Genomic DNA, 21,833 nt, shown 5'->3' with positions numbered 1-21,833 from the left:
GATGCCAGGTCAGATGTTCGAGACAGTGCTGGTGGCCAACCGGGGTGAGATCGCCGTCCGCGTCATCCGCACCCTGCGGTCGATGGGCGTGCGCTCGGTGGCCGTCTTCTCCGACGCGGACGCCGACGCCCGGCACGTCCGCGAGGCCGACACCGCGGTGCGGATCGGGCCGGCGCCCGCGTCCGAGAGCTATCTGTCGGTGGAGCGGCTGCTGGAGGCCGCCGCCCGCACCGGCGCGCAGGCGGTCCACCCCGGATACGGGTTCCTCGCCGAGAACGCCGGGTTCGCCCGCGCCTGCGAGGAGGCGGGGCTGGTCTTCATCGGGCCGGGCGCCGACGCGATCTCCCTGATGGGCGACAAGATCCGTGCGAAGGAGACGGTGGAGGCGGCCGGGGTCCCGGTCGTGCCCGGCTCCAGCGGCAGCGGGCTCACCGACGAACAGCTCGCCGACGCGGCCCGCGGGATCGGCATGCCGGTGCTGCTGAAGCCGTCCGCGGGCGGCGGCGGCAAGGGCATGCGCCTGGTGCGGGAAGCGGACCGGCTGGCCGAGGAGATCGCCGCCGCCCGCCGCGAGGCCCGCGCCTCCTTCGGCGACGACACGCTGCTCGTCGAGCGGTGGATCGACCGCCCCCGGCACATCGAGATCCAGGTGCTGGCCGACGGCCACGGGGGCGTCGTCCACCTCGGCGAGCGCGAGTGCTCCCTCCAGCGCCGCCACCAGAAGATCATCGAGGAGGCGCCCAGCGTCCTGCTGGACGAGGCCACGCGCGCGGCGATGGGCGAGGCGGCCGTGCAGGCGGCCCGCTCGTGCGGTTACCGGGGCGCGGGCACGGTGGAGTTCATCGTGCCGGGCAACGACCCCGCCTCGTACTACTTCATGGAGATGAACACCCGCCTCCAGGTGGAGCACCCGGTCACCGAACTGATCACGGGTCTCGACCTGGTGGAGTGGCAGCTGCGGGTCGCGGCCGGCGAGCGGCTCGGCTTCGCGCAGGAGGACGTCCGGCTCACCGGCCACGCGGTGGAGGCCCGCATCTGCGCCGAAGACCCCTCCCGCGGCTTCCTCCCCTCCGGCGGCACGGTACTGAAGCTGCGCGAACCCCGGGGCGAGGGAGTCCGCACCGACTCCGGCCTCACCGAGGGCACGGAGGTCGGCAGCCTCTACGACCCGATGCTGTCCAAGGTGATCGCGTACGGCCCCGACCGCGCGACCGCGCTCCGCAAGCTCCGGGCGGCGCTCGCGGAGACGGTCACGCTGGGTGTGCCGACCAACGCCGGGTTCCTGCGGCGGCTGCTCGCGCACCCGGCGGTGATGTCGGGCGAGTTGGACACGGGACTGGTCGAACGCGAGGTGGACGGTCTCGTACCGGACGAGGTGCCCCCGGAGACGTACGCGGCGGCGGCGCTGCTGCGCCAGGCCTCCCTCGCGCCCGCCGACGGCTCCGGCTGGGCCGATCCGTTCGCCGCCGCCGACGGCTGGCGCATGGGCGGCGAGCGGGCGTGGACGGCGCATCACCTGCGCACGCCGGGCCACGACCCGGTGACCGTGCGCGTGCGCAGCACCCCGGACGGAGGCACGGAACTGCTGCTGCCGGGGACGGACACGCCTCTGCGGGGGTCCGGGGGCGTGCCCCCGCGACCGGGGGGCGAGCACCGGTTCACGTTCCTGCTCGACGGCGTCGCCCACACCTTCGCCGCCCTGCCGGACGGCACCTGGCTCGGCCGGGACGGCGACGCCTGGCACGTGCGCGACCACGATCCGGTGGCCGCGTCCCTGAACCGCGCGGCGCGTTCCGGCGCCGACTCGCTGACCGCGCCGATGCCCGGCACGGTGACGGTGGTGAAGGTCGCCGTCGGCGACGAGGTGAGCGCGGGCCAGAGCCTGCTGGTGGTGGAGGCGATGAAGATGGAGCACGTCATCTCCGCCCCGCACGCCGGCACGGTCACCGAGCTGGACGTGGCCCCGGGCACGACGGTCGCGATGGACCAGGTACTGGCGGTCATCGCGCCCGCGGGGACGCCCGCGGAGACGCCCGCCGAGGAGGAGACGGAATGAACGCCTCGGAACCGGGCCTGCCCATGGCCGTACCGGCCGAGGGGCTGCCCGCGCGCGTGCGGATCCACGAGGTGGGGGCGCGCGACGGCCTGCAGAACGAGAAGACGACCGTCCCGACGGTCGTCAAGGCGGAGTTCATCCGCCGCCTGGCCGGCACCGGCCTGACTACGATCGAGGCAACGAGCTTCGTCCACCCCAAGTGGGTGCCCCAGCTGGCGGACGCGGAGGAGCTGTACCCGGCGGTCGCCGATCTGCCGGTGTCGCTGCCGGTCCTGGTGCCCAACGCACGGGGCCTGGACCGCGCGCTGACGCTCGGCGCCCGCCGGGTCGCCGTCTTCGCCAGCGCCACGGAGTCCTTCGCCAAGGCCAACCTCAACCGCACGGTGGACGAGGCACTGGCGATGTTCGAGCCGGTGGTGAGCCGGGCGAAGGCGCAGGAGGTCCACGTCCGGGGCTACCTGTCGATGTGCTTCGGCGACCCCTGGGAGGGCGCGGTCCCTCTCCCCCAGGTGGTGAAGGTCTGCAGGGCCCTGCTCGACATGGGCTGCGACGAACTGAGCCTGGGCGACACCATCGGGGTGGCGACCCCGGGCCATGTGACGGCCCTGCTCACCGCTCTCACCGAGGCGGGCGTACCCGTGAACGCCCTGGGCGTGCACTTCCACGACACCTACGGCCAGGCCCTGTCCAACACACTGGCCGCGCTCCAGCAGGGCGTCACCACCGTCGACGCCTCCGCCGGCGGACTGGGCGGCTGCCCGTACGCGAAGTCCGCCACCGGCAACCTCGCCACCGAAGACCTCGTGTGGATGCTGCGCGGACTCGGCATCGACACCGGAGTCGACCTCGGCCGTCTCGTCGCCACAAGCGTCTGGATGGCCGCCCATCTGGGCCGGCCCAGCCCGTCCCGCACCGTCCGAGCCCTCTCCCACCAGGAGCAGTGAACGACCATGGACCACAGGCTCTCCCCCGAACTGGAAGAACTCCGCCGTACCGTCGAGGAGTTCGCGCACGACGTCGTGGCACCGAAGATCGGCGACTTCTACGAGCGGCACGAGTTCCCGTACGAGATCGTCCGGGAGATGGGCCGCATGGGCCTGTTCGGCCTGCCGTTCCCGGAGGAGTACGGCGGGATGGGCGGCGACTACTTCGCGCTGGGCGTGGCCCTGGAGGAACTGGCCCGGGTCGATTCGTCGGTGGCGATCACCCTGGAGGCCGGGGTCTCGCTGGGCGCGATGCCGGTCCATCTCTTCGGCACGGAGGAGCAGAAGCGCGAGTGGCTGCCCCGGCTGTGCGCGGGCGAGATCCTGGGCGCGTTCGGGCTGACCGAGCCGGACGGCGGCAGTGACGCGGGCGCGACCCGCACCACGGCCCGGCTGGACGAGGCGACCGGCGAGTGGGTGATCAACGGCACGAAGTGCTTCATCACCAACTCGGGCACGGACATCACGGGCCTGGTCACGGTGACGGCGGTCACCGGGCGGAAGCCCGACGGCGGGCCGCTGATCTCGTCGATCATCGTCCCGTCGGGCACCCCGGGCTTCACGGTGGCAGCCCCGTACTCGAAGGTCGGCTGGAACGCGTCGGACACGCGGGAGCTGTCCTTCGCGGACGTCCGGGTTCCGGCGGCGAACCTGCTGGGCGAAAAGGGCCGGGGCTACGCCCAGTTCCTGCGCATCCTCGACGAGGGACGGATCGCCATCGCGGCGCTGGGCACGGGTCTGGCGCAGGGCTGTGTGGACGAGTCGGTGAAGTACGCGAAGGAACGGCACGCCTTCGGCCGCCCGATCGGCGCCAACCAGGCGATCCAGTTCAAGATCGCGGACATGGAGATGAAGGCCCACACCTCGCGCCTGGCGTGGCGGGACGCGGCCTGCCGGCTGGTCGCCGGGGAGCCGTTCAAGAAGGAGGCGGCGCTGGCCAAGCTGTACTCGTCCACGGTCGCGGTGGACAACGCCCGTGACGCCACCCAGATCCACGGCGGCTACGGCTTCATGAACGAGTATCCGGTGGCCCGCATGTGGCGCGACTCCAAGATCCTGGAGATCGGCGAGGGCACGAGCGAGGTCCAGCGGATGCTGATCGCCCGGGAGCTGGGGCTGCCGACGGGCTGACGGCCCGTCGGCTCGACGGCCGGACCGAGAGGCGGCCGGACCGAGAGGCGGGCGGACCGAGAAGCGGGCGGACCGGCGCCCCCGGCCCGCCCGCCGGCTCACCTCGCCCGCCGATTCCTCCGTCGGTTCAACAGCCGATTCCCCGTCGGTTCACCCGTCGAACAGGACGGACAGGACCACCACCAGCACCATCGGCACCGGGACGAGTCCCGCGCTCGCCGCCCAGTAGTGCCGTCGCCGGGTGCACGACGCCGGGCGGACCAGCAGGTTCAGCGGGATCCACAGGGCGAGGAAGACCGCCCACACCGGAACCAGGAGCATCACCCAGGGGAGCACGCCGTCGTTGTCCGTGGGCTCCCTGGAGGTGAGGCCCAGCTCCGCCAGGGGGTAATCCGCCACGAACATCATCGACAGCCACAGCGGCACTACGGCCACGACCCCGAGGATCAGGTTGACGGCCAGCGGAGCGCCCCATCGCCTGAGCGGTTGCACGTCCAACCCCCTTGTCCGTGAGGGGGATCACTGTACGGAACGGGCGTCGCCGCTGTTCCGGGCGGGGAGGAACACCGGGCTCCCTCTGGACATTCTGTGAGGTTAGGCTACCCTAATTTCTGCCTCGGATCCGAGGCGCCGCAAGCCTGCACCCACGGCTCCGTACGCACGAAAGCAGACCCGCCCATGTCGAACGCCAGAACCGCCCGCTTCTCCCGTCGCGGCATCCTCGCCGCCGGTGGCGCCCTCGGACTCGGTGCCGTGCTCGCGGCCTGCGGGGACGGCGACGCCAAGAGCGGCGGCTCGGACGCGTCGGCGGCCGCCGAGGAGTCCGGTCCCTGGTCCTTCAAGGACGACCGCGGCACGACGGTGAAGCTGGACAAGGTCCCCGCGAACATCGTCGCGTTCACCGGGGTCGCCGCCGCGCTCCACGACTACGGCGTCCAGGTCAAGGGCGTCTTCGGCCCGACGAAGACCAAGGACGGCAAAGCCGACGTCCAGGCCGGCGACATGGACATCAGCAAGGTGACCGTCCTCGGCAACGCCTGGGACCAGTTCAACGTCGAGAAGTACGCGACCCTCGCCCCCGAGCTCCTCATCTCCACCACGTTCGACGACGCCGGCACCCTCTGGTACGTCCCCGAGACGTCCAAGGACAAGATCGCCAAGCTCGCACCGAGCGTCGCCGTCTCCGTCTACGACCGCCAGCTGACCGCGTCGCTGGAGCGCATGTGGGAGCTGGCCGAGTCGCTGGGCGGCGACATGAAGGCCGCCAAGGTCACCGACGCGAAGAAGCGCTTCGAGGAGGCCTCCGAGCGGCTGCGCAAGGCCGCGAAGGCCAACCCCGACATCAAGGTGATGGCCGGTTCCGCGAGCGCGGAGCTGTTCTACGTCTCCGGCACGAACCTCTCGGTCGACCTGGAGTACTACAAGGCCCTCGGGGTGAACTTCGTCGAGCCGACGGAGAAGGCCAAGGAGCCCACCGGCGGCTGGTTCGAGAGCCTGAGCTGGGAGAACGTCGACAAGCATCAGGCCGACGTCATCATCATGGACGACCGCTCCTCGGCCATGCAGCCCGCCGACATCACCGAGGCGACCTGGGAGAAGCTGCCGGCGGTCAAGGCCGGTCAGGTCATCGGGCGTTCCGCCGAGCCGATCCTGTCGTACGACAAGTGCGTGCCGCAGCTCGAGGCCCTCGCCGAGGCCATCGAGAAGGCCAAGAAGGTCAGCTGACCGTTTCCGCCTCCCCCGCCGGTCCGGGTCGCCTTCGCCGGGGCCGCCCCGCACGTGTTCCGGTCCGACGGGCTGGACCAGTCCCTGACGCTTTTCCCGCCGCACCCGGGACAGCACGAGCCGGTCGTACCGGTCGAGCCGGGTGACATGTGGCGGCAGGACCGGCGTGAACTCCCCGACGACGTACGCGCGGTGACGCGGTCGTACGCCCTGCGGGACCCGCGTACGGACGCCGAGGGCCGCACCGCCGAAGCCGGCGTCGACTTCGTGCAGCACGGCGTCGCTCCGGGGGCCGGCGAGGCGGCCGGCCCCGCCTCCCACTGGGCCGCCCGCGCCGCCGCCGGCGACCGGGTGCTGCCGCCCGGGGACGAGGACCTCGTCCCGCTCCGGGCCGACGAGACCGCGCTGCCGACGGCCGCCGCCGTCCTCGCGCCCCTCCCCACCGGCCTACGGGCACGGGCCTGACCGGCGGTGCCGCACGCCGGCGACGTCCAGGACCTGGCGACCGACGCCGAGGCCGAGATCACCTGGTTCGTACGGGACGGGGACGGCACCGGCGCCGCCCAGGACTCCCCCATGGCCCTGGGCGGCCTGCGCGACGGCAGCCTCCGCGCCCCGGCGCCCGACTCCCTCCCGCCGAGCGGCCGCCCGCGCGGCTCTCGGGCGAGTCCGACTGTGTGAAGCATCTGCGGCGGTACTTCGTCGGCGAGTGCGATCCCGACCGCCGCCGCGTCACCTTCGTGGGCCACTGGCGCCGCGGCTTGACGGAGGAGCGGCTGAGCGAACAGCGGTAGCAGCGAACCCACTTGAGCCCGCTTCACACCTCGCGACGGAGTGAGGACGGTCACGATGGCGACGGGAATAAAACGCAGCGGCTTAGGTTAGGCTCCCCTAAGTAAAACGGGCCGCACCGCGGCGTGCCCGCTCCCTCCCCGCACCGGACCGTCCCCACCGGAGGCCCCCACATGCGCTCGCACCTGCTCAACGACACCACCGCGGAGCACTATCGCCGTTCCGTGACCGAAGGAGTCGAGCGGGTGGCAGCCAAACTCGCCACCACACAACGTCCGTTCACCGGCGTCACGGTCGACGCCCTCGCCCCCGTCATCGAGCGGATCGATCTCGACCGGCCGCTGCACGACACCACCGCGGCGCTGGACGAACTGGAGGACGTCTACCTCCGGGACGCGGTCTACTTCCACCACCCCCGCTACCTAGCCCACCTCAACTGCCCGGTCGTCATCCCGGCCGTGCTCGGCGAGGCCGTGCTCTCCGCCGTCAACTCCTCCCTGGACACCTGGGACCAGTCGGCCGGCGGCACCCTCATCGAGCGCAAACTGATCGACTGGACCGCCGCCCGGATCGGTCTCGGCGCCGCCGCCGACGGGGTGTTCACCTCCGGCGGTACCCAGTCCAACCTCCAGGCGCTGCTGCTGGCCCGCGAGGAGGCGAAGACCCGCGATCTCGCGACACTGCGCGTCCTCACCTCCGAGGTCAGCCACTTCAGCGTGCAGAAGTCCGCGAAGCTGCTCGGCCTCGGACCGGACGCCGTGGTGTCGATCCCCGTCGACCACGACAAGCGGATGCAGACCGTGGCCCTCGCCCGCGAACTGGCGCGCTGCGCCGAGGACGGCCGGGTTCCCATGGCCGTCGTCGCCACCGCCGGCAGCACCGACTTCGGCTCCATCGACCCGCTGCCCGAGATCGCCGAACTGTGCGCGCAGTACGGCGTCTGGATGCACGTGGACGCCGCCTACGGCTGCGGACTCCTCGCCTCGCTGAAGCACCGGGACCGCATCGACGGCATCGAGCACGCGGACTCGGTCACCGTCGACTACCACAAGTCCTTCTTCCAGCCCGTGAGTTCGTCCGCCGTACTGGTCCGGGACGCGGCCACGCTGCGGCACGCCACCTACCACGCGGAGTACCTCAACCCGCGCCGCATGGTGACCGAGCGCATCCCCAACCAGGTCGACAAGTCCCTGCAGACCACCCGCCGTTTCGACGCGCTGAAGCTGTGGATGACGCTGCGCGTGATGGGCGCCGACGGCATCGGCCGGCTCTTCGACGAGGTCTGCGACCTGGCCCGGGACGGCTGGCGGCTGCTGGCCGCCGATCCGCGCTTCGACGTGGTCGTCGAGCCGTCGCTGTCCACGCTCGTCTTCCGGTACGTCCCGGCCGCGGTCACCGACCCCACGAGCATCGACCGCGCCAACCTCTACGCCCGCAAGGCCCTGTTCGCCTCCGGTGACGCGGTCGTCGCGGGCACCAAGGTCGCGGGGCGCCACTACCTGAAGTTCACCCTGCTGAACCCCGAGACCACGACGGCCGACATCACCGCCGTCCTCGACCTGATCGCCGGCCACGCCGAGCAGTACCTGGGAGAGTCCCTTGACCGCGTCGCATCCTGAAGCCCCTGACACCACCTACGACTTCGTCGGTATCGGGCTGGGTCCCTTCAACCTCGGCCTCGCCTGCCTCACCGAGCCCATCGACGAACTCAGCGGCGTCTTCCTGGAGTCCAAGCCGGACTTCGAGTGGCACGCCGGGATGTTCCTCGACGGCGCCCACCTCCAGACGCCGTTCATGTCGGACCTGGTCACCCTCGCCGACCCGACGTCCCCGTACTCCTTCCTCAACTACCTGAAGGAGAAGGGTCGGCTGTACCCGTTCTACATCCGGGAGAACTTCTACCCGCTGCGCGTCGAGTACGACGACTACTGCCGCTGGGCCGCCGCGCGGCTGAGCAGCATCCGCTTCTCCACCACCGTCACCGAGGTGACGTACGACGAGGCGGCGGAACTGTACGCCGTACGGACCGAGGCAGGCGGCACCTACCGCGCCCGGCGGCTGGTGCTCGGGACCGGGACCGTGCCGTTCGTGCCCGAGGTGTGCCGGGGCCTGGACGGCGGCCTGTTCCACACCTCGCAGTACATGCACCGCAAGGCGGAGCTGCAGGGGAAGAAGTCGGTCACGATCGTCGGCAGCGGGCAGAGCGCCGCCGAGATCTACTACGAACTGCTCTCCGAGATCGACGCCCACGGCTACCAGCTCAACTGGGTCACGCGCTCCCCGCGGTTCTTCCCGCTGGAGTACACCAAGCTGACCCTGGAGATGACGTCCCCGGACTACATCGACTATTTCCGGGCGCTGCCCGAGGAGACCCGCTACCGGCTGGAGAAGCAGCAGAAGGGCCTGTTCAAGGGCATCAACTCGGACCTCATCGACGCGATCTTCGACCTGCTGTACCAGAAGAACGTCAGCGGCGGCGGCCGCCCCGTCCCCACCCGGCTGATCGGCAACTCCACGCTGACCGGGGCGCGTCACGAGGACGGCGCGTACACGCTCGGCTTCCACCAGGACGAGCAGGGCAAGGACTACGAGATCCGCACCGAGGGCCTGGTGCTGGCCACCGGTTACCACTACGAGCCGCCGGCCTTCCTCGACCCGGTCCGGGGCCGCATCCGCTTCGACGGCCACGGCCGGTTCGACGTGGCCCGCAACTACGCCATCGACGTGACCGGCCGGGGCGTTTTCCTGCAGAACGCGGGCGTCCACACGCACAGCGTCACCAGCCCCGACCTGGGCATGGGCCCGTACCGCAACAGCTGCATCATCCGGGAACTGCTCGGCACCGAGTACTACCCCGTCGAGAAGTCCATCGCCTTCCAGGAGTTCACCGTATGAGCGCCACCGGTAGCGGCACCGGCCTGCGGACCGCGCTGGGCACCTTCGGTGTCCGCCCGCTCGACCCGCCGAAGGACGCCGGACTGCTGCACTCCTGGGTCACCCACCCCAAGGCGGCCTTCTGGATGATGCGGGACGCGACACCGGAGGACGTCGAGCGCGAGTACCTGCGGATCGCGGCCGACGAGCACCACCACGCCCTGCTGGGCCTGCACGACGGCGTCCCCGCCTTCCTGATGGAGACGTACGACCCCGCCCACCGCGAACTGACCGGCCTGTACGAGCCGGAGCCCGGGGACGTCGGCATGCACTTCCTGGTCGCGCCGACCGGCACCCCGCTGCACGGCTTCACCCGGGCCGTGATCACCGCCGTCCTCGCGCACATCTTCGACGACCCGGCGGCCGTGCGGGTCGTCGTCGAACCGGACGTGTCCAACACGGCGGTCCAGGCCCTGAACGAAGCCGTGGGCTTCGTCCCCGTACGCGAGATCGACAAACCGGAGAAGAAGGCGTTGCTGAGCTTCTGCACCCGTGAACAGTTCGCCGCGGCCACGGGGGTGAGCGTATGAACCCCGCCGTCGTGAGCCTCGCCGACGCCGTGGACCATCTGACCCCCGAACGCTGGGAGACGGCCAACCGCCTGCTGATCCGCAAGGCGCTCGCCGAGTTCGCGCACGAGCGGCTGATCCGCCCCGAGGAGACGGACGAGGGCGGCTACGTCGTGCGCAGCGACGACGGTCTGACCGAGTACCGCTTCACCGCCGTCCGCCGCGCCCTGGACCACTGGCAGGTCTCCGCCGGATCCATCACCCGGCACCGCGGCGGCAGCGAACTCCCGCTGGCTGCCCTGGACTTCTTCGTCGAGCTGCGGAAGTCGCTGGGGCTGAGCGACGAGGTCCTGCCGGTGTACCTGGAGGAGATCTCCTCCACCCTCTCCGGCACCTGCTACAAACTGGCCAAGCCCGAGGTCACCTCGGCCGAGCTGGTGGACGCCGGTTTCCAGGCCGTCGAGACCGGCATGACCGAGGGCCACCCCTGTTTCGTCGCCAACAACGGACGCCTCGGCTTCGGTATCCACGAGTACCGGGCCTACGCGCCGGAGACGGCGAGCCCGGTGCGGCTGGTGTGGCTGGCCGCGCACCGCTCACGGGCGGCGTTCACCGCCGGCGTCGGCATCGAGTACGAGTCGTTCCTGCGGCAGGAGCTGGGCGAGGACACCGTCGAGCGTTTCCGCCGGACGCTCACGGAGCTGGGGCTCGACCCGGCCGACTACCTGTTCATCCCCGTCCATCCCTGGCAGTGGTGGAACAAGCTCGCCGTCACCTTCGCCGCCGAGGTCGCCCGCCGCCACCTGGTGTGCCTGGGCGAGGGCGACGACGAGTACCTGGCCCAGCAGTCCATCCGTACCTTCTTCAACCGGTCGAACCCGGAGAAGCACTATGTGAAGACGGCTCTGTCCGTCCTCAACATGGGCTTCATGCGCGGCCTTTCGGCCGCGTACATGGAGGCCACCCCGGCGATCAACGACTGGCTGGTCCAGCTGATCGAGAAGGACCCGGTCCTGCGGTCGACCGGGCTGACCGTCATCCGGGAGCGGGCCGCGGCCGGCTACCGGCACCTGGAGTACGAGAAGGCCACCGACCGCTACTCGCCGTACCGCAAGATGCTGGCCGCGCTGTGGCGGGAGAGCCCGGTGGCGTCGCTGCGGGAGGGCGAGTCCCTCGTCACGATGGCCTCCCTGCTCCATGTGGACCACGAGGGGACGTCCTTCGCGGGCGCGCTGATCGAGCGGTCCGGCCTGGCCCCGGTGGAGTGGCTGCGGCACTACCTGCGCGCCTACTACACGCCGCTGCTGCACAGTTTCTACGCCTACGACCTGGTGTACATGCCGCACGGCGAGAACGTGATCCTCGTCCTCGAGGACGGGGTGGTGCGGCGCGCGGTCTACAAGGACATCGCCGAGGAGATCGCGGTGATGGACCCGGACGCGGTGCTGCCGCCGGAGGTCTCCCGCATCCGCGTGGAGGTGCCGGAGGACAAGAAGCTGCTGTCGATCCTCACGGACGTCTTCGACTGCTTCTTCCGCTTCCTGGCCGCCGACCTCGCCACCGAGGACATCCTCACCGAGGACGACTTCTGGCGGACGGTCGCGGAGATCACCCGTGAGTACCAGGCGTCGGTGCCCGGACTCGGCGACAGGTTCGCCCAGTACGACCTGTTCGCGCCCGAGTTCGCGCTGTCCTGCCTCAACCGGCTCCAGCTGCGCGACAACCGGCAGATGGTCGACCTCGCGGACCCGTCCGGCGCGCTCCAGCTGGTCGGCACCCTGAAGAACCCCCTCGCCGGGTTCTGACCCACGAACGGACGGGCACCCCGCAGTACGGTCCTGTGAGGTGCCCGTCGCTCACCAGGTCGGCGGATCCGGTGAAACAATCACCCCATGGCGGAAATCATCCAGAAGGACGGAATCTGGGTCTTCGACGGGGACACCCTGCGACTGACGCCCGGCCGGGACAAGAACGTCGGGCTGCTCCGCCGGACCCTGGGCGAACTGACGGTGCCACTCGGGGCGGTCGCGGGCATCTCCTTCGAGCAGGGCAGGAAGACGGGGCGGCTCAGACTTCGGCTGCGTGAGGGCGCCGACCCGCTGTCGCGGGCGACCGGCGGCCGGCTCACCGAGCCGCACGACCCGTACCAACTGGTCGTGGAGTCCGACCGGTACGGCGTCGCCGAGTACTTCACGGACGAGGTCCGCAACGCCCTGCTGCTGGGTCAGGTGCCCTCCGATCCGATCGCCGGGTATCTGCTGCCCGGCCCGTCCATACCCCTGTCGGTCTCCGCCGGGGACGGCTCGGTGAGCTTCGACGGCGAGCACATCCGTTTGGAGTGGAACTGGAAGACGGAGGACGCCAAGTCCGCCGCCGGCGCCCGCACCCTCGCGCTGACCGACGTCACCGCCGTGGAGTGGCAGCCGGCGGCCGGGCTGGAGAACGGCCACCTGCGGTTCGTCGTGCGCCACACGCCCACCAAGGCGCCGGCCAAGTACGACCCCAACGCGGTGGAGCTGTGGGGCTTCAAGAAGGACCCCCTGATGGCGCTCGTCGCCGCCGCCGTCCAGGCCCGCCTGCCCCACCAGGCCGCCCCCGCCCTCCCCGGGAGCGAACGCCCCGCGCTGCCCGGGGCCCCGGTCCCGGCCCCCTCCCCCGCCCGTGAGGACGACCACGACGCGCTGCTGCGCCGACTGCGCGAGCTGGGGGAACTGCACCGCGCCGGGGTCCTCACGGACGAGGAGTTCGCCCTGGCCAAGCAAGCGGTCCTGCGACGCATGTGAGCCACCCGCGCACGCCCCCTGCCCACCTTCACCCCTCCCACCCTCGCCCTCCTGCCCGAAATCGGGCAGGATTCTTGCGTGAGCCCCTCCCTTACCTCAGGATCATCGAGTGCACGACGAACTTGTTGATCATCTGACACGGTCCTCGCCCCTCAGCCGGGGCGAGGCGCTGCGTGTGATCCAGGACGTGCTCGCCTACTTCGACGAGACGACCGAGGACTTCGTCCGTCGCCGCCACCGCGAACTTCAGGCCCAGGGCCTGGTGAACGCGACGATCTTCGAACGGATCGAGGCGGACCTCAGATACCGCGCCGTGGCCCCGCCCGAGCTCTCGCTCCGGCAACTGCGGCGCATCGTCTACGGCTAGGAAAACACCACATATGTGCGGAATCGTCGGATACATCGGCAGGCGTGAGGTCGCCCCTCTGCTGCTCGAGGGCCTGCAGCGCCTGGAGTACCGGGGCTACGACTCGGCGGGCATCGCCGTCACGTCCCCGAAGGCGGCCGGTCTGAAAACGGTCAAGGCCAAGGGCCGGGTGCGCGACCTGGAGGCGAAGGTCCCGGCGCGCTTCAAGGGCACCACGGGCATCGCCCACACCCGCTGGGCCACCCACGGCGCCCCGTCCGACGTGAACGCGCACCCGCACCTGGACGCCGAGGGCAAGGTCGCCGTCGTCCACAACGGCATCATCGACAACGCCGGTGAGCTGCGCCGCAAGCTGGAGGCGGAGGGCGTCGAGTTCCTCTCCGAGACGGACACCGAGGTCCTCACCCACCTGATCGCCCGCTCGCAGGCCGAGAAGCTGGAGGACAAGGTCCGCGAGACGGTGCGGATCATCGAGGGCACCTACGGCATCGCCGTGCTGCACGCCGACTTCCCGGACCGCATCGTGGTGGCCCGCAACGGCTCGCCCGTGGTGCTCGGCATCGGCGAGAAGGAGATGTTCGTCGCCTCGGACATAGCCGCCCTGGTCGCCCACACCCGGCAGATCGTCACCCTCGACGACGGCGAGATGGCCACCCTCAAGGCCGACGACTTCCGCACGTACACCACCGAGGGCACCCGTACGACGGTCGAGCCGACCACCGTGGAGTGGGAGGCCGCCTCCTACGACATGGGCGGCCACGACACGTACATGCACAAGGAGATCCACGAGCAGGCCGAGGCCGTGGACCGGGTGCTGCGGGGCCGGATCGACGACCGCTTCTCCACCGTGCGCCTCGGCGGCCTGAACCTGGACGCGCGGGAGGCCCGCCAGATCCGCCGGGTGAAGATCCTCGGCTGCGGCACCTCGTACCACGCGGGGATGATCGGCGCCCAGATGATCGAGGAGCTGGCCCGCATCCCGGCCGACGCCGAGCCGGCCTCCGAGTTCCGCTACCGCAACGCGGTCGTCGACCCCGACACGCTGTACGTCGCGGTGTCCCAGTCCGGTGAGACGTACGACGTGCTGGCGGCGGTGCAGGAACTGAAGCGCAAGGGCGCGCGGGTGCTGGGCGTGGTGAACGTCGTCGGTTCGGCGATCGCCCGCGAGGCGGACGGCGGCATGTACGTGCACGCCGGACCCGAGGTGTGCGTGGTGTCCACCAAGTGCTTCACCAACACCACGGTCGCCTTCGCCCTCCTCGCCCTGCACCTGGGCCGCACCCGCGACCTGTCCGTGAGCGACGGCAGGCGGATCATCGAGGGGCTGCGCCGGCTCCCGGGGCAGATCACCGAGATCCTGGAACGGGAGGAGGAGATCAGGAAGCTGGCCCTGCAGTACGCCGAGGCCCGCTCGATGCTCTTCATCGGCCGCGTCCGGGGCTATCCGGTGGCCCGCGAGGCGTCGCTGAAGCTGAAGGAGGTCTCCTACATCCACGCGGAGGCCTACCCGGCGTCCGAGCTCAAGCACGGCCCGCTGGCCCTGATCGAGCCCGCGCTGCCCACGGTCGCGATCGTCCCCGACGACGACCTGCTGGAGAAGAACCGCGCGGCGCTGGAGGAGATCAAGGCCCGCAGCGGCCCGATCATGGCCGTCGCCCACCGGGAGCAGGAGAAGGCCGACCACACGATCGTCGTCCCGAAGAACGAGAACGAGCTGGACCCCATCCTCATGGGCATTCCGCTCCAGCTCCTCGCCTACCACACGGCGTTGGCCCTGGGCCGGGACATCGACAAGCCCCGCAACCTCGCCAAGTCGGTCACCGTCGAGTAGTCGGGCACTCGCCCCTGAAGGCTTCCGGACACCCGCGTGGGCGGGGCAGGCACCCTGCCCCGCCCACGCGCCGTTCACGCCGACCCCGGTCCCGCCGCCCGGTTGCCGGCCGGTCCGCGTGTCAGGGAATGACCACGACCGGGCGCTGGGCCCGCTTGGCGAGCCGGCCCGCGACGGAGCCGAAGAGCCGGCCGACGAGGCCGTGGGTGGAGCCGACGACGATCGCGTCGGCCTCGTACTCCCGGCCGACCTCCTCGAGTTCGTGGCAGATGTCGCCGCCGCGCTCGACCAGGATCCAGGGCACCTCGGTGAGGTAGTCCGCGCAGGCCAGTTCGAGACCGAGGACCTCGGTGCGATGGTCCGGGACGTCGACGAAGACCGGGGGCTCACAGCCCGCCCACACCGTGGTCGGGAGCCGGTTGGCGACGTGGACGATGATCAGCGCGGAACCGAAGCGCCGGGCCATGCCGATCGCGTACGCGAGGGCGCGCTCGCTGGAGGTGGAACCGTCGAAGCCGACGACGACGCCGTGCCGGAAGGCCGGATCGCACGGCCGGCGCGACTGAGCCGCGCCCAGGGGCTCGGCCCCCGCCGGCTCGGCGGTCGTGGGGTCGGCGAGGGGTCGCTTACGGTCCGCGGGTTCGAAGAATTCGTGACCGGCCATGGCTGTCTCGGCGTTGTGATCCTTGTTGTGAGGGACGACAGGCTGCGTCGGAGCTGTGTCCGGGAATCATCTTCCCAACCCCATACCCCCAAGGGTACGGCGGCACGCCTACTTCGCGCAGATCCCGTCCACGCTGGCCGACGGGTATCCCGGAGCATGCCCGAGGGGACACCCGTCACGCAATGGTCGCTGCGTCGTACAGGCGGTTTGCGCAGTGCGGGCCCAGCCGCGAGAGTGGGGCGTGCCGGGGCGCCGGCCCCGAAGGCGCGGTGACCGACGCCCCGCCCGCGCGTTGAACCCCTCGTGCGCCGCACCGCGCGAAGCACCTGCCGCCTCCGGACCCGGACCGGTACCCGGCGCGGACCGGTACCCGGAGCGGACCCGCCGCGCCACCCCCTGCCCCTCCCCGCCCGGCTCGGAACGGGCCTCGCGGCAAACTCGTCGGACCGGTCCGCGACCCGGCGGAGAGACACCGGTCGCGTGACCGGTTTCCGCGCACGCGGACGCATGTTTTCAGCCAACTTCCGTAACCTGTGCATCGGCTGGCGCGACCACCCCCCAACCCCCGTTCGACCTGCACGGAAAGGGTCCGGAGGACCCCGCGCACCCTACGGGGATTGGCCACCGCGACAAGGCGCACTTCCCTGTGCGCCCCACGAGTGCAACCCTTCGTGATCGAATGCTTCACGCCAAGTTGCCAAGTCGACAATCCGCCGGGGGCCGAACTGGCCACCCGGGCACGACGGGACACAGTAGATTCGATCTTGACTGTCTTACGGCGGGGGACTCGTGCAGGACCGAGGGGAAACGTGCAGGTGCGACACAACCGAGGAGCCGCGACCACCGAGGGGGGCTTAGCAGTATGAGCCACGACTCCACTGCCGCGCCGGAGATCGCGGCCCGGAAACTCACCGGGCGACGCCGCAAGGAGATCGTCGCGGTGCTGCTGTTCAGCGGCGGACCCATCTTCGAGAGTTCCATACCGTTGTCGGTGTTCGGCATCGACCGCCAGGACGCCGGCGTACCGCGCTACCGCCTGCTGGTGAGTGCCGGCGAGGAGGGCCCGCTGCGCACCACGGGGGGGCTCGAACTCACCGCGCCGCACGGCCTGGAGGCGATTTCGCGGGCGGGCACCGTTGTCGTGCCCGCCTGGCGTTCGATCACCTCGCCGCCGCCCCAGGAGGCGCTCGATGCGCTGCGCCGGGCCCATGAGGAGGGAGCCCGCATCGTCGGGCTGTGCACCGGCGCCTTCGTACTCGCGGCGGCCGGCCTGCTGGACGGCCGTCCGGCGACGACCCACTGGATGTACGCGCCGACGCTGGCGAAACGCTATCCGTCGGTGCACGTCGATCCGCGGGAACTCTTCGTGGACGACGGCGACGTGCTGACCTCCGCCGGTACGGCGGCCGGAATCGATCTGTGCCTGCACATCGTGCGCACGGACCACGGCAACGAGGCGGCGGGGGCACTCGCCCGGCGACTCGTCGTCCCACCGCGCCGGACGGGCGGTCAGGAACGCTATCTGGACAGGTCTTTACCCGAGGAGATCGGCGCCGACCCGCTCGCCGAGGTCGTCGCCTGGGCGCTGGAGCACCTCCACGAACAGTTCGACGTGGAGACGCTGGCGGCACGCGCCTATATGAGCCGCCGTACGTTCGACCGCCGCTTCCGCTCGCTGACCGGCAGCGCGCCGCTGCAGTGGCTGATCACGCAGCGGGTGCTGCAGGCACAGCGCCTGCTGGAGACGTCGGACTACTCGGTGGACGAGGTCGCGGGCCGCTGCGGTTTCCGCTCACCGGTCGCGCTGCGGGGCCACTTCCGGCGCCAGCTGGGTTCGTCCCCGGCCGCCTACCGGGCCGCGTACCGCGCACGGCGCCCCCAGGCGGAGCGGCACCAGGGCTCCGACGGCCTCCCGAACACCCCGGGAGCCGGCCCGTCCGGGCCGGCGCACCAGCACGGGCACCCGGGCCACCCCGGCCAGGCGCCCGCCGCGCCGCATCCGGACAGCCCGGTGCCGTACCAGTCCCGGCGCACGGCGGCCGCGAGCGCCCTGGGCGGTCCGCCGCTGGGGGCGTCGGCGTCCTCGGCCGAGGCAGGCCGTGAGGCCCGCGAGGCCTACCTCCAGGCCCGGGCGAGCGTGCCGGGCCAGCGCAGCGCGCCATGAGGCGGACCTGAGACGAGCGTGAGGGGTGGGCGGGCCCGAGCAGGGCCCGCGGCAGGCCGCGGTCGGCGCTGCGGGCCGGAGGCGGAAACCTCCGGCCCGCACTGCCGCCCCGCGCCGCCCCTGCCGTCTCTCCAGCCGCCCCTCCCGCCTTCTCCCCCCCTCCCCCCGTCCGCGCCACCCACCCTGTCCCCACCTGGTCCCCTACACTCCCGCGCGCCGTATGGTTAGACATATGAACGATCGCATGGTGTGGATCGACTGCGAGATGACCGGCCTCTCGCTGTCCGACGACGCGCTCATCGAGGTAGCCGCCCTCGTCACCGACTCCGAGCTGAACGTGCTCGGCGACGGTGTCGACATCGTCATCCGCCCGCCGGACGGGGCACTGGAGACGATGCCGGAGGTGGTGCGTCAGATGCACACCGCGTCCGGACTGCTCGACGAGCTGGCGGACGGCACGACGCTCGAGGACGCCGAGCAGCGCGTCCTCGCGTATGTGAAGGAGCACGTCAAGGAGCCCGGCAAGGCCCCCCTGTGCGGCAATTCCGTCGGCACGGACCGCGGATTCCTGCTGCGGGACATGCCGACACTCGAGGACTACCTGCACTACCGCATCGTCGACGTGTCCAGCGTCAAGGAGCTGTCGCGCCGCTGGTACCCGAGGGCGTACTTCAACAGCCCCAAGAAGAACGGCAACCACCGCGCGCTGGCCGACATCCGCGAATCCATCGCGGAGCTGCGCTACTACCGCGAGGCCGTCTTCGTCCCGCAGCCGGGCCCCGACTCGGACACCGCGAAGAAGATCGCCGCGAAGCACGTTCTGCCTGCGGAGTAGGTTCGCGGTGGGGCGATCGGGGGACGCCGCGAAACCCTGGCGCGAGCACCCCTTCGGACCCTGTACACTTTTTCTCGGCCGGTCGGAAAGGAAACAATCCGAACCGATGGCGGCCGTGGTGGGTGTAGCTCAGCTGGTAGAGCACCTGGTTGTGGTCCAGGATGCCGCGGGTTCAAGTCCCGTCACTCACCCTGAATGAAAGAGGCCCCCTCGGGGGCCTCTTTCGCGTTGTGGGCCGGCCGCTCACCCGGCCGCCGGCGCCGCGCACGTACGGCACCGGCCCAAAGCCGCCGGGCGCTACGACGACGCGCGCTCCACCAGTTCCGTGGCCAGGACCACCTGGCGCCGGTCCAGCTCCCGGGAGGCGGGCGGGCGGCGGTCGGCGACCTCGGCGAGGAGGAGGTCGATCATCCTGCGGCCCATCTCCTCTATGGGCTGGCGCACGCTGGTCAGCGGCGGGTCCATGTGGCGGGCGATGGCGGAGTCGTCGTAGCCGACCAGGGCCACGTCGTCGGGAATGCGGCGGCCCGCCTCCCGCAGCGCGTGCCGGGCACCGGCGGCGGTCACGTCGGAGGCGGCGAAGACCGCGTCCAGGTCCGGGCGGCGCTCCAGCAGCGCCGCCATCGCGCGCCGGCCGCCCTCCTCGGAGAAGTCGCCCGCCTCGATCATCAGGTCGTCCTCGGGGTGGCCCGCGTCGCGCAGGGCGTCGCGGTAGCCGTCGACGCGCCGCTGCGCGCCGTACACGTCGAGGCGGCCGGTGATGTGGGCGATGCGGCGTCGGCCCCGCCCGATGAGGTGCTCGACGGCCTGCCGGGCGCCGCCGTAGTTGTCGGAGTCGACCGAGGTCAGCGTCTCCGCGGCCGACCGGGGGCCGCTGATCACCGCCGGGATCTCCAGCTGGGCGAGCATGTCGGGCAGCGGGTCGTCGGCGTGCACGGAGACCAGCAGCACACCGTCCACCCGGTGCGCGGCCAGGTAGTCGGCGAGGCGCTGCCGCTTCCGGTCGCTGCCCGCGAAGATCAGCAGCAGCTGCATCTCGGTGTCGGAGAGCGCCGCCCCCACACCGCGCAGCATGTCCGAGAAGTACGGCTCGGCGAAGAACCGGGTCTCCGGCTCGGGCACGACCAGCGCGATCGCGTCGGTGCGGTTGGCGGCCAGCGCGCGGGCGGCCGTGTTCGGGACGTAACCGAGCTCCGCGACGGCGGCCTCCACGGCGGCGCGGGTGGCGTCACTCACCCGGGGCGAACCGTTGATCACCCGGGAGACCGTGCCCCGGCCGACACCGGCGCGCGCCGCCACCTCTTCGAGGGTGGGGCGGCCGCCACCGCGGCCCCGCGCTCCGTGGCTTGCCATGTACGCCCCGCCTTCCGTCGCATGTCCCGCTGGCCTGGAATCTAACAGCCCTGTGAGCGGCGGCGACCTCCGGCAGGAGTACCGTCCGGGGCCGGGTACATCCATCGGCGACGTTCGGGCGTCCAGTTAACAGCCCGATAACTGAACGCATTTCTCCGTGTCTGTTCCCTTGACACCCCCGCCCGGAGCCGCAACCCTTCAACACATCACTTGTGGGAGCGCTCCCACAGTACCTGACACATACACAACCCGCACGTTCCCCGCCCGAGCCGCAGCATGCAACAAACGGGCCCAACAACGCCGTTGGCCGGGGGGTCGGCACGTCAGGGCAACAGGAGGACTCAATGCGAGCACGTACCCTCCCCCTCTCCCGGCAGCGCACGAACGGGGGGAAGCTCTTCACCCGCAAGGCACTGGCCATCGCGGCCGTGGTGTCGCTGGGCACAGGGCTGCTGGCCGGCTGTGCCGACGACGGTGGAGACGGCGGCTCCGATTCCTCGTCGGGCGGCAAGGGCAAGACGACGGTCACGCTGGGCCTGTTCGGCACCATGGGCTTCAAGGAAGCCGGCCTCTACGCCGAGTACGAGAAGCTGAACCCGAACATCAAGATCGCCGAGAACGTCATCGAGCGCAACGAGAACTACTACCCGGCGCTGCTCAACCACCTCACCACCAACAGCGGCCTGCAGGACGTCCAGGCCGTCGAGGTCGGCAACATCGCCGAGATCGTGGGCACCCAGGCCGCCAAGCTCGAGGACCTCTCCAAGACCGAGGGCGTGAACAAGAGCGACTGGCTCGAGTGGAAGTGGGAGCAGGCCACCACCAAGGACGGCCAGACGATCGGTCTGGGCACCGACATCGGCCCGATGGCGATCTGCTACCGCAAGGACCTGTTCGAGAAGGCCGGACTGCCGTCCGACCGCGCGGAGGTCGCCAAGCTGTGGGCGGGCGACTGGGAGAAGTTCGTCCAGGTCGGTAAGGACTACCAGAAGAAGGCGCCCAAGGGCACCACCTTCATGGACTCCCCCGGCGGCCTGATCAACGCGATCCTCAGCAGCGAGAAGGAGAAGTTCTACGACGCCTCAGGCGAGGTCACCTACAAGACCAACCCGGCCGTCAAGGCCGCCTTCGACCTGACCGCCGAGGCCGCCGAGAAGGGCATGATCGGCGCCCAGACGCAGTTCCAGCCGGCCTGGGACCAGACCATCTCCAACAACAAGTTCGCCGCGATGGCCTGCCCGCCGTGGATGCTCGGCTACATCAAGGGCAAGTCGCAGCCGGACGCCGCCGGCAAGTGGGACGTCGCCGTGCCGCCCAGGTCCGGCAACTGGGGCGGTTCCTTCCTGACCGTGCCCAAGAGCGCCAAGAACGTCGACGAGGCCAAGAAGCTCGTCGCCTGGCTGACCGCGCCCGAGCAGCAGGCCAAGCTGTTCAAGGTGCAGGGCAGCTTCCCGAGCGCCCAGGCCGCCTTCGACAGCCCCGAAGTGACCGGCGCGAAGAACGACATGACCGGTGACGCCCCGATCGGTGAGATCTTCTCCGAGGCCGCCCGGCAGATCCCCCTCCAGCCGATCGGTCCGAAGGACCAGATCATCCAGCAGGGTCTGACGGACAACGGCGTCATCCTCGTCACGAAGGGCAAGTCCGCCAAGGAGGCCTGGGAGACGGCCACCAAGACCATCGACAACAACCTGGACAAGTGACCC

17 protein-coding genes, 1 tRNA gene and 1 pseudogene are annotated in these 21,833 nt (G+C 70.8%); 16 read left to right on the top strand and 3 right to left on the bottom strand.

What is annotated here, in order from left to right:
* Window positions 1–13 precede the first annotated feature (13 nt).
* From ACFP2V_RS38175 to ACFP2V_RS38165, 3 genes are read left to right on the top strand one after another with little or no spacing between them, the layout of a single operon-like run.
* The gene (locus ACFP2V_RS38175) at window positions 14–2,056 is read left to right on the top strand and encodes an acetyl/propionyl/methylcrotonyl-CoA carboxylase subunit alpha (RefSeq protein WP_381221188.1); all 2,043 of its coding nucleotides are present in this window, start codon (window positions 14–16) and stop codon (window positions 2,054–2,056) included.
* The gene (locus ACFP2V_RS38170; RefSeq protein ID WP_381221185.1) at window positions 2,053–3,000 is read left to right on the top strand and encodes a hydroxymethylglutaryl-CoA lyase; all 948 of its coding nucleotides are present in this window, start codon (window positions 2,053–2,055) and stop codon (window positions 2,998–3,000) included. Before ACFP2V_RS38175 ends, ACFP2V_RS38170 begins: the two co-directional genes overlap by 4 nt.
* A gap of 6 nt (window positions 3,001–3,006) precedes the next feature.
* On the top strand, window positions 3,007–4,170 hold the full coding sequence (locus ACFP2V_RS38165; protein WP_381221182.1) for an acyl-CoA dehydrogenase family protein: 1,164 nt from the start codon (window positions 3,007–3,009) through the stop codon (window positions 4,168–4,170).
* A gap of 150 nt (window positions 4,171–4,320) precedes the next feature.
* Here the strand turns inward: ACFP2V_RS38165 and ACFP2V_RS38160 are convergent, their stop codons facing one another.
* Window positions 4,321–4,662, bottom strand: coding sequence for a hypothetical protein (locus tag ACFP2V_RS38160; RefSeq protein ID WP_381221179.1), 342 nt, complete (start codon window positions 4,660–4,662; stop codon window positions 4,321–4,323).
* A 186-nt stretch (window positions 4,663–4,848) separates the two neighbouring features.
* On the opposite strand from ACFP2V_RS38160, the gene ACFP2V_RS38155 reads away from it, so the two are divergent.
* The 9 genes and pseudogenes from ACFP2V_RS38155 (at window position 4,849) to glmS (ending at window position 15,111) form a co-directional block, all read left to right on the top strand.
* Window positions 4,849–5,895, top strand: a complete 1,047-nt coding sequence (locus ACFP2V_RS38155) for an ABC transporter substrate-binding protein (protein WP_381221175.1) — start codon at window positions 4,849–4,851, stop codon at window positions 5,893–5,895.
* Window positions 5,896–5,907: 12 nt separating this feature from the next.
* Window positions 5,908–6,689: pseudogene (locus ACFP2V_RS38150) on the top strand (siderophore-interacting protein); the annotation flags it as partial.
* Between the two features lie 171 nt (window positions 6,690–6,860).
* On the top strand, window positions 6,861–8,306 hold the full coding sequence (desA, locus tag ACFP2V_RS38145; RefSeq protein ID WP_381221172.1) for a lysine decarboxylase DesA: 1,446 nt from the start codon (window positions 6,861–6,863) through the stop codon (window positions 8,304–8,306).
* Window positions 8,287–9,582 carry a lysine N(6)-hydroxylase/L-ornithine N(5)-oxygenase family protein gene (locus tag ACFP2V_RS38140; RefSeq protein ID WP_381221169.1) on the top strand — a complete coding sequence of 432 codons (1,296 nt, stop codon included), beginning with the start codon at window positions 8,287–8,289 and terminating at the stop codon, window positions 9,580–9,582. The genes desA and ACFP2V_RS38140 overlap by 20 nt, the downstream gene beginning before the upstream one ends.
* The gene (locus tag ACFP2V_RS38135; protein ID WP_381221166.1) at window positions 9,579–10,151 is read left to right on the top strand and encodes a GNAT family N-acetyltransferase; all 573 of its coding nucleotides are present in this window, start codon (window positions 9,579–9,581) and stop codon (window positions 10,149–10,151) included. Before ACFP2V_RS38140 ends, ACFP2V_RS38135 begins: the two co-directional genes overlap by 4 nt.
* Before the next feature lie 11 nt (window positions 10,152–10,162).
* The gene (locus tag ACFP2V_RS38130; protein ID WP_381221361.1) at window positions 10,163–11,935 is read left to right on the top strand and encodes an IucA/IucC family protein; all 1,773 of its coding nucleotides are present in this window, start codon (window positions 10,163–10,165) and stop codon (window positions 11,933–11,935) included.
* A gap of 87 nt (window positions 11,936–12,022) precedes the next feature.
* Entirely contained in the window at window positions 12,023–12,913 is an 891-nt protein-coding gene (locus tag ACFP2V_RS38125) for a DUF4429 domain-containing protein (protein WP_381221163.1), read from the top strand.
* 109 nt (window positions 12,914–13,022) lie between these two features.
* Window positions 13,023–13,280, top strand: a complete 258-nt coding sequence (locus ACFP2V_RS38120; protein WP_042171016.1) for a hypothetical protein — start codon at window positions 13,023–13,025, stop codon at window positions 13,278–13,280.
* A 13-nt stretch (window positions 13,281–13,293) separates the two neighbouring features.
* Window positions 13,294–15,111, top strand: a complete 1,818-nt coding sequence (gene glmS, locus ACFP2V_RS38115; RefSeq protein WP_381221160.1) for a glutamine--fructose-6-phosphate transaminase (isomerizing) — start codon at window positions 13,294–13,296, stop codon at window positions 15,109–15,111.
* A gap of 121 nt (window positions 15,112–15,232) precedes the next feature.
* Here glmS and ACFP2V_RS38110 read toward each other — a convergent pair whose 3' ends face one another.
* Window positions 15,233–15,775: a universal stress protein gene (locus ACFP2V_RS38110; RefSeq protein ID WP_381221157.1), complete on the bottom strand. Its 543-nt coding sequence runs from the start codon at window positions 15,773–15,775 to the stop codon at window positions 15,233–15,235.
* 862 nt (window positions 15,776–16,637) lie between these two features.
* Between ACFP2V_RS38110 and ACFP2V_RS38105 the strand changes: the two genes are divergently transcribed.
* The 3 genes from ACFP2V_RS38105 to ACFP2V_RS38095 all read left to right on the top strand — a co-directional run bounded on the left by ACFP2V_RS38105 (window position 16,638) and on the right by ACFP2V_RS38095 (window position 18,965).
* On the top strand, window positions 16,638–17,939 hold the full coding sequence (locus tag ACFP2V_RS38105; protein WP_381221154.1) for a helix-turn-helix domain-containing protein: 1,302 nt from the start codon (window positions 16,638–16,640) through the stop codon (window positions 17,937–17,939).
* Window positions 17,940–18,171: 232 nt separating this feature from the next.
* Entirely contained in the window at window positions 18,172–18,774 is a 603-nt protein-coding gene (gene orn, locus ACFP2V_RS38100) for an oligoribonuclease (protein WP_381221151.1), read from the top strand.
* A gap of 118 nt (window positions 18,775–18,892) precedes the next feature.
* Window positions 18,893–18,965: transfer RNA gene (locus tag ACFP2V_RS38095), tRNA-His, on the top strand.
* Window positions 18,966–19,071: 106 nt separating this feature from the next.
* On the opposite strand, the gene ACFP2V_RS38090 is transcribed toward ACFP2V_RS38095, so the two are convergent.
* Window positions 19,072–20,127 carry a LacI family DNA-binding transcriptional regulator gene (locus ACFP2V_RS38090; RefSeq protein ID WP_381221149.1) on the bottom strand — a complete coding sequence of 352 codons (1,056 nt, stop codon included), beginning with the start codon at window positions 20,125–20,127 and terminating at the stop codon, window positions 19,072–19,074.
* A gap of 344 nt (window positions 20,128–20,471) precedes the next feature.
* Here ACFP2V_RS38090 and ACFP2V_RS38085 point away from each other — a divergent pair, with 344 nt between their 5' ends.
* Window positions 20,472–21,830 carry an ABC transporter substrate-binding protein gene (locus tag ACFP2V_RS38085; RefSeq protein ID WP_381221147.1) on the top strand — a complete coding sequence of 453 codons (1,359 nt, stop codon included), beginning with the start codon at window positions 20,472–20,474 and terminating at the stop codon, window positions 21,828–21,830.
* Window positions 21,831–21,833 lie beyond the last annotated feature (3 nt).

Source organism: Streptomyces incanus (genome assembly GCF_042656345.1).
Taxonomy (GTDB): domain Bacteria; phylum Actinomycetota; class Actinomycetes; order Streptomycetales; family Streptomycetaceae; genus Streptomyces; species Streptomyces incanus.
Note: the sequence above shows the minus strand (reverse complement) of the source record. Positions and strands in the feature narration are given on the sequence as shown.

What these genes read in the sequence shown, in the direction of transcription:
- ACFP2V_RS38175 (WP_381221188.1), top strand. Translation starts at nt 14, where the DNA reads ATGTTCGAGACAGTGCTGGTGGCCAACCGGGGTGAGATCGCCGTCCGC.
- ACFP2V_RS38170 (WP_381221185.1), top strand. Translation starts at nt 2,053, where the DNA reads ATGAACGCCTCGGAACCGGGCCTGCCCATGGCCGTACCGGCCGAGGGG.
- ACFP2V_RS38165 (WP_381221182.1), top strand. Translation starts at nt 3,007, where the DNA reads ATGGACCACAGGCTCTCCCCCGAACTGGAAGAACTCCGCCGTACCGTC.
- ACFP2V_RS38155 (WP_381221175.1), top strand. Translation starts at nt 4,849, where the DNA reads ATGTCGAACGCCAGAACCGCCCGCTTCTCCCGTCGCGGCATCCTCGCC.
- desA (WP_381221172.1), top strand. Translation starts at nt 6,861, where the DNA reads ATGCGCTCGCACCTGCTCAACGACACCACCGCGGAGCACTATCGCCGT.
- ACFP2V_RS38135 (WP_381221166.1), top strand. Translation starts at nt 9,579, where the DNA reads ATGAGCGCCACCGGTAGCGGCACCGGCCTGCGGACCGCGCTGGGCACC.
- ACFP2V_RS38125 (WP_381221163.1), top strand. Translation starts at nt 12,023, where the DNA reads ATGGCGGAAATCATCCAGAAGGACGGAATCTGGGTCTTCGACGGGGAC.
- glmS (WP_381221160.1), top strand. Translation starts at nt 13,294, where the DNA reads ATGTGCGGAATCGTCGGATACATCGGCAGGCGTGAGGTCGCCCCTCTG.
- ACFP2V_RS38110 (WP_381221157.1), bottom strand. Translation starts at nt 15,775, where the DNA reads ATGGCCGGTCACGAATTCTTCGAACCCGCGGACCGTAAGCGACCCCTC.
- ACFP2V_RS38105 (WP_381221154.1), top strand. Translation starts at nt 16,638, where the DNA reads ATGAGCCACGACTCCACTGCCGCGCCGGAGATCGCGGCCCGGAAACTC.
- orn (WP_381221151.1), top strand. Translation starts at nt 18,172, where the DNA reads ATGAACGATCGCATGGTGTGGATCGACTGCGAGATGACCGGCCTCTCG.
- ACFP2V_RS38090 (WP_381221149.1), bottom strand. Translation starts at nt 20,127, where the DNA reads ATGGCAAGCCACGGAGCGCGGGGCCGCGGTGGCGGCCGCCCCACCCTC.
- ACFP2V_RS38085 (WP_381221147.1), top strand. Translation starts at nt 20,472, where the DNA reads ATGCGAGCACGTACCCTCCCCCTCTCCCGGCAGCGCACGAACGGGGGG.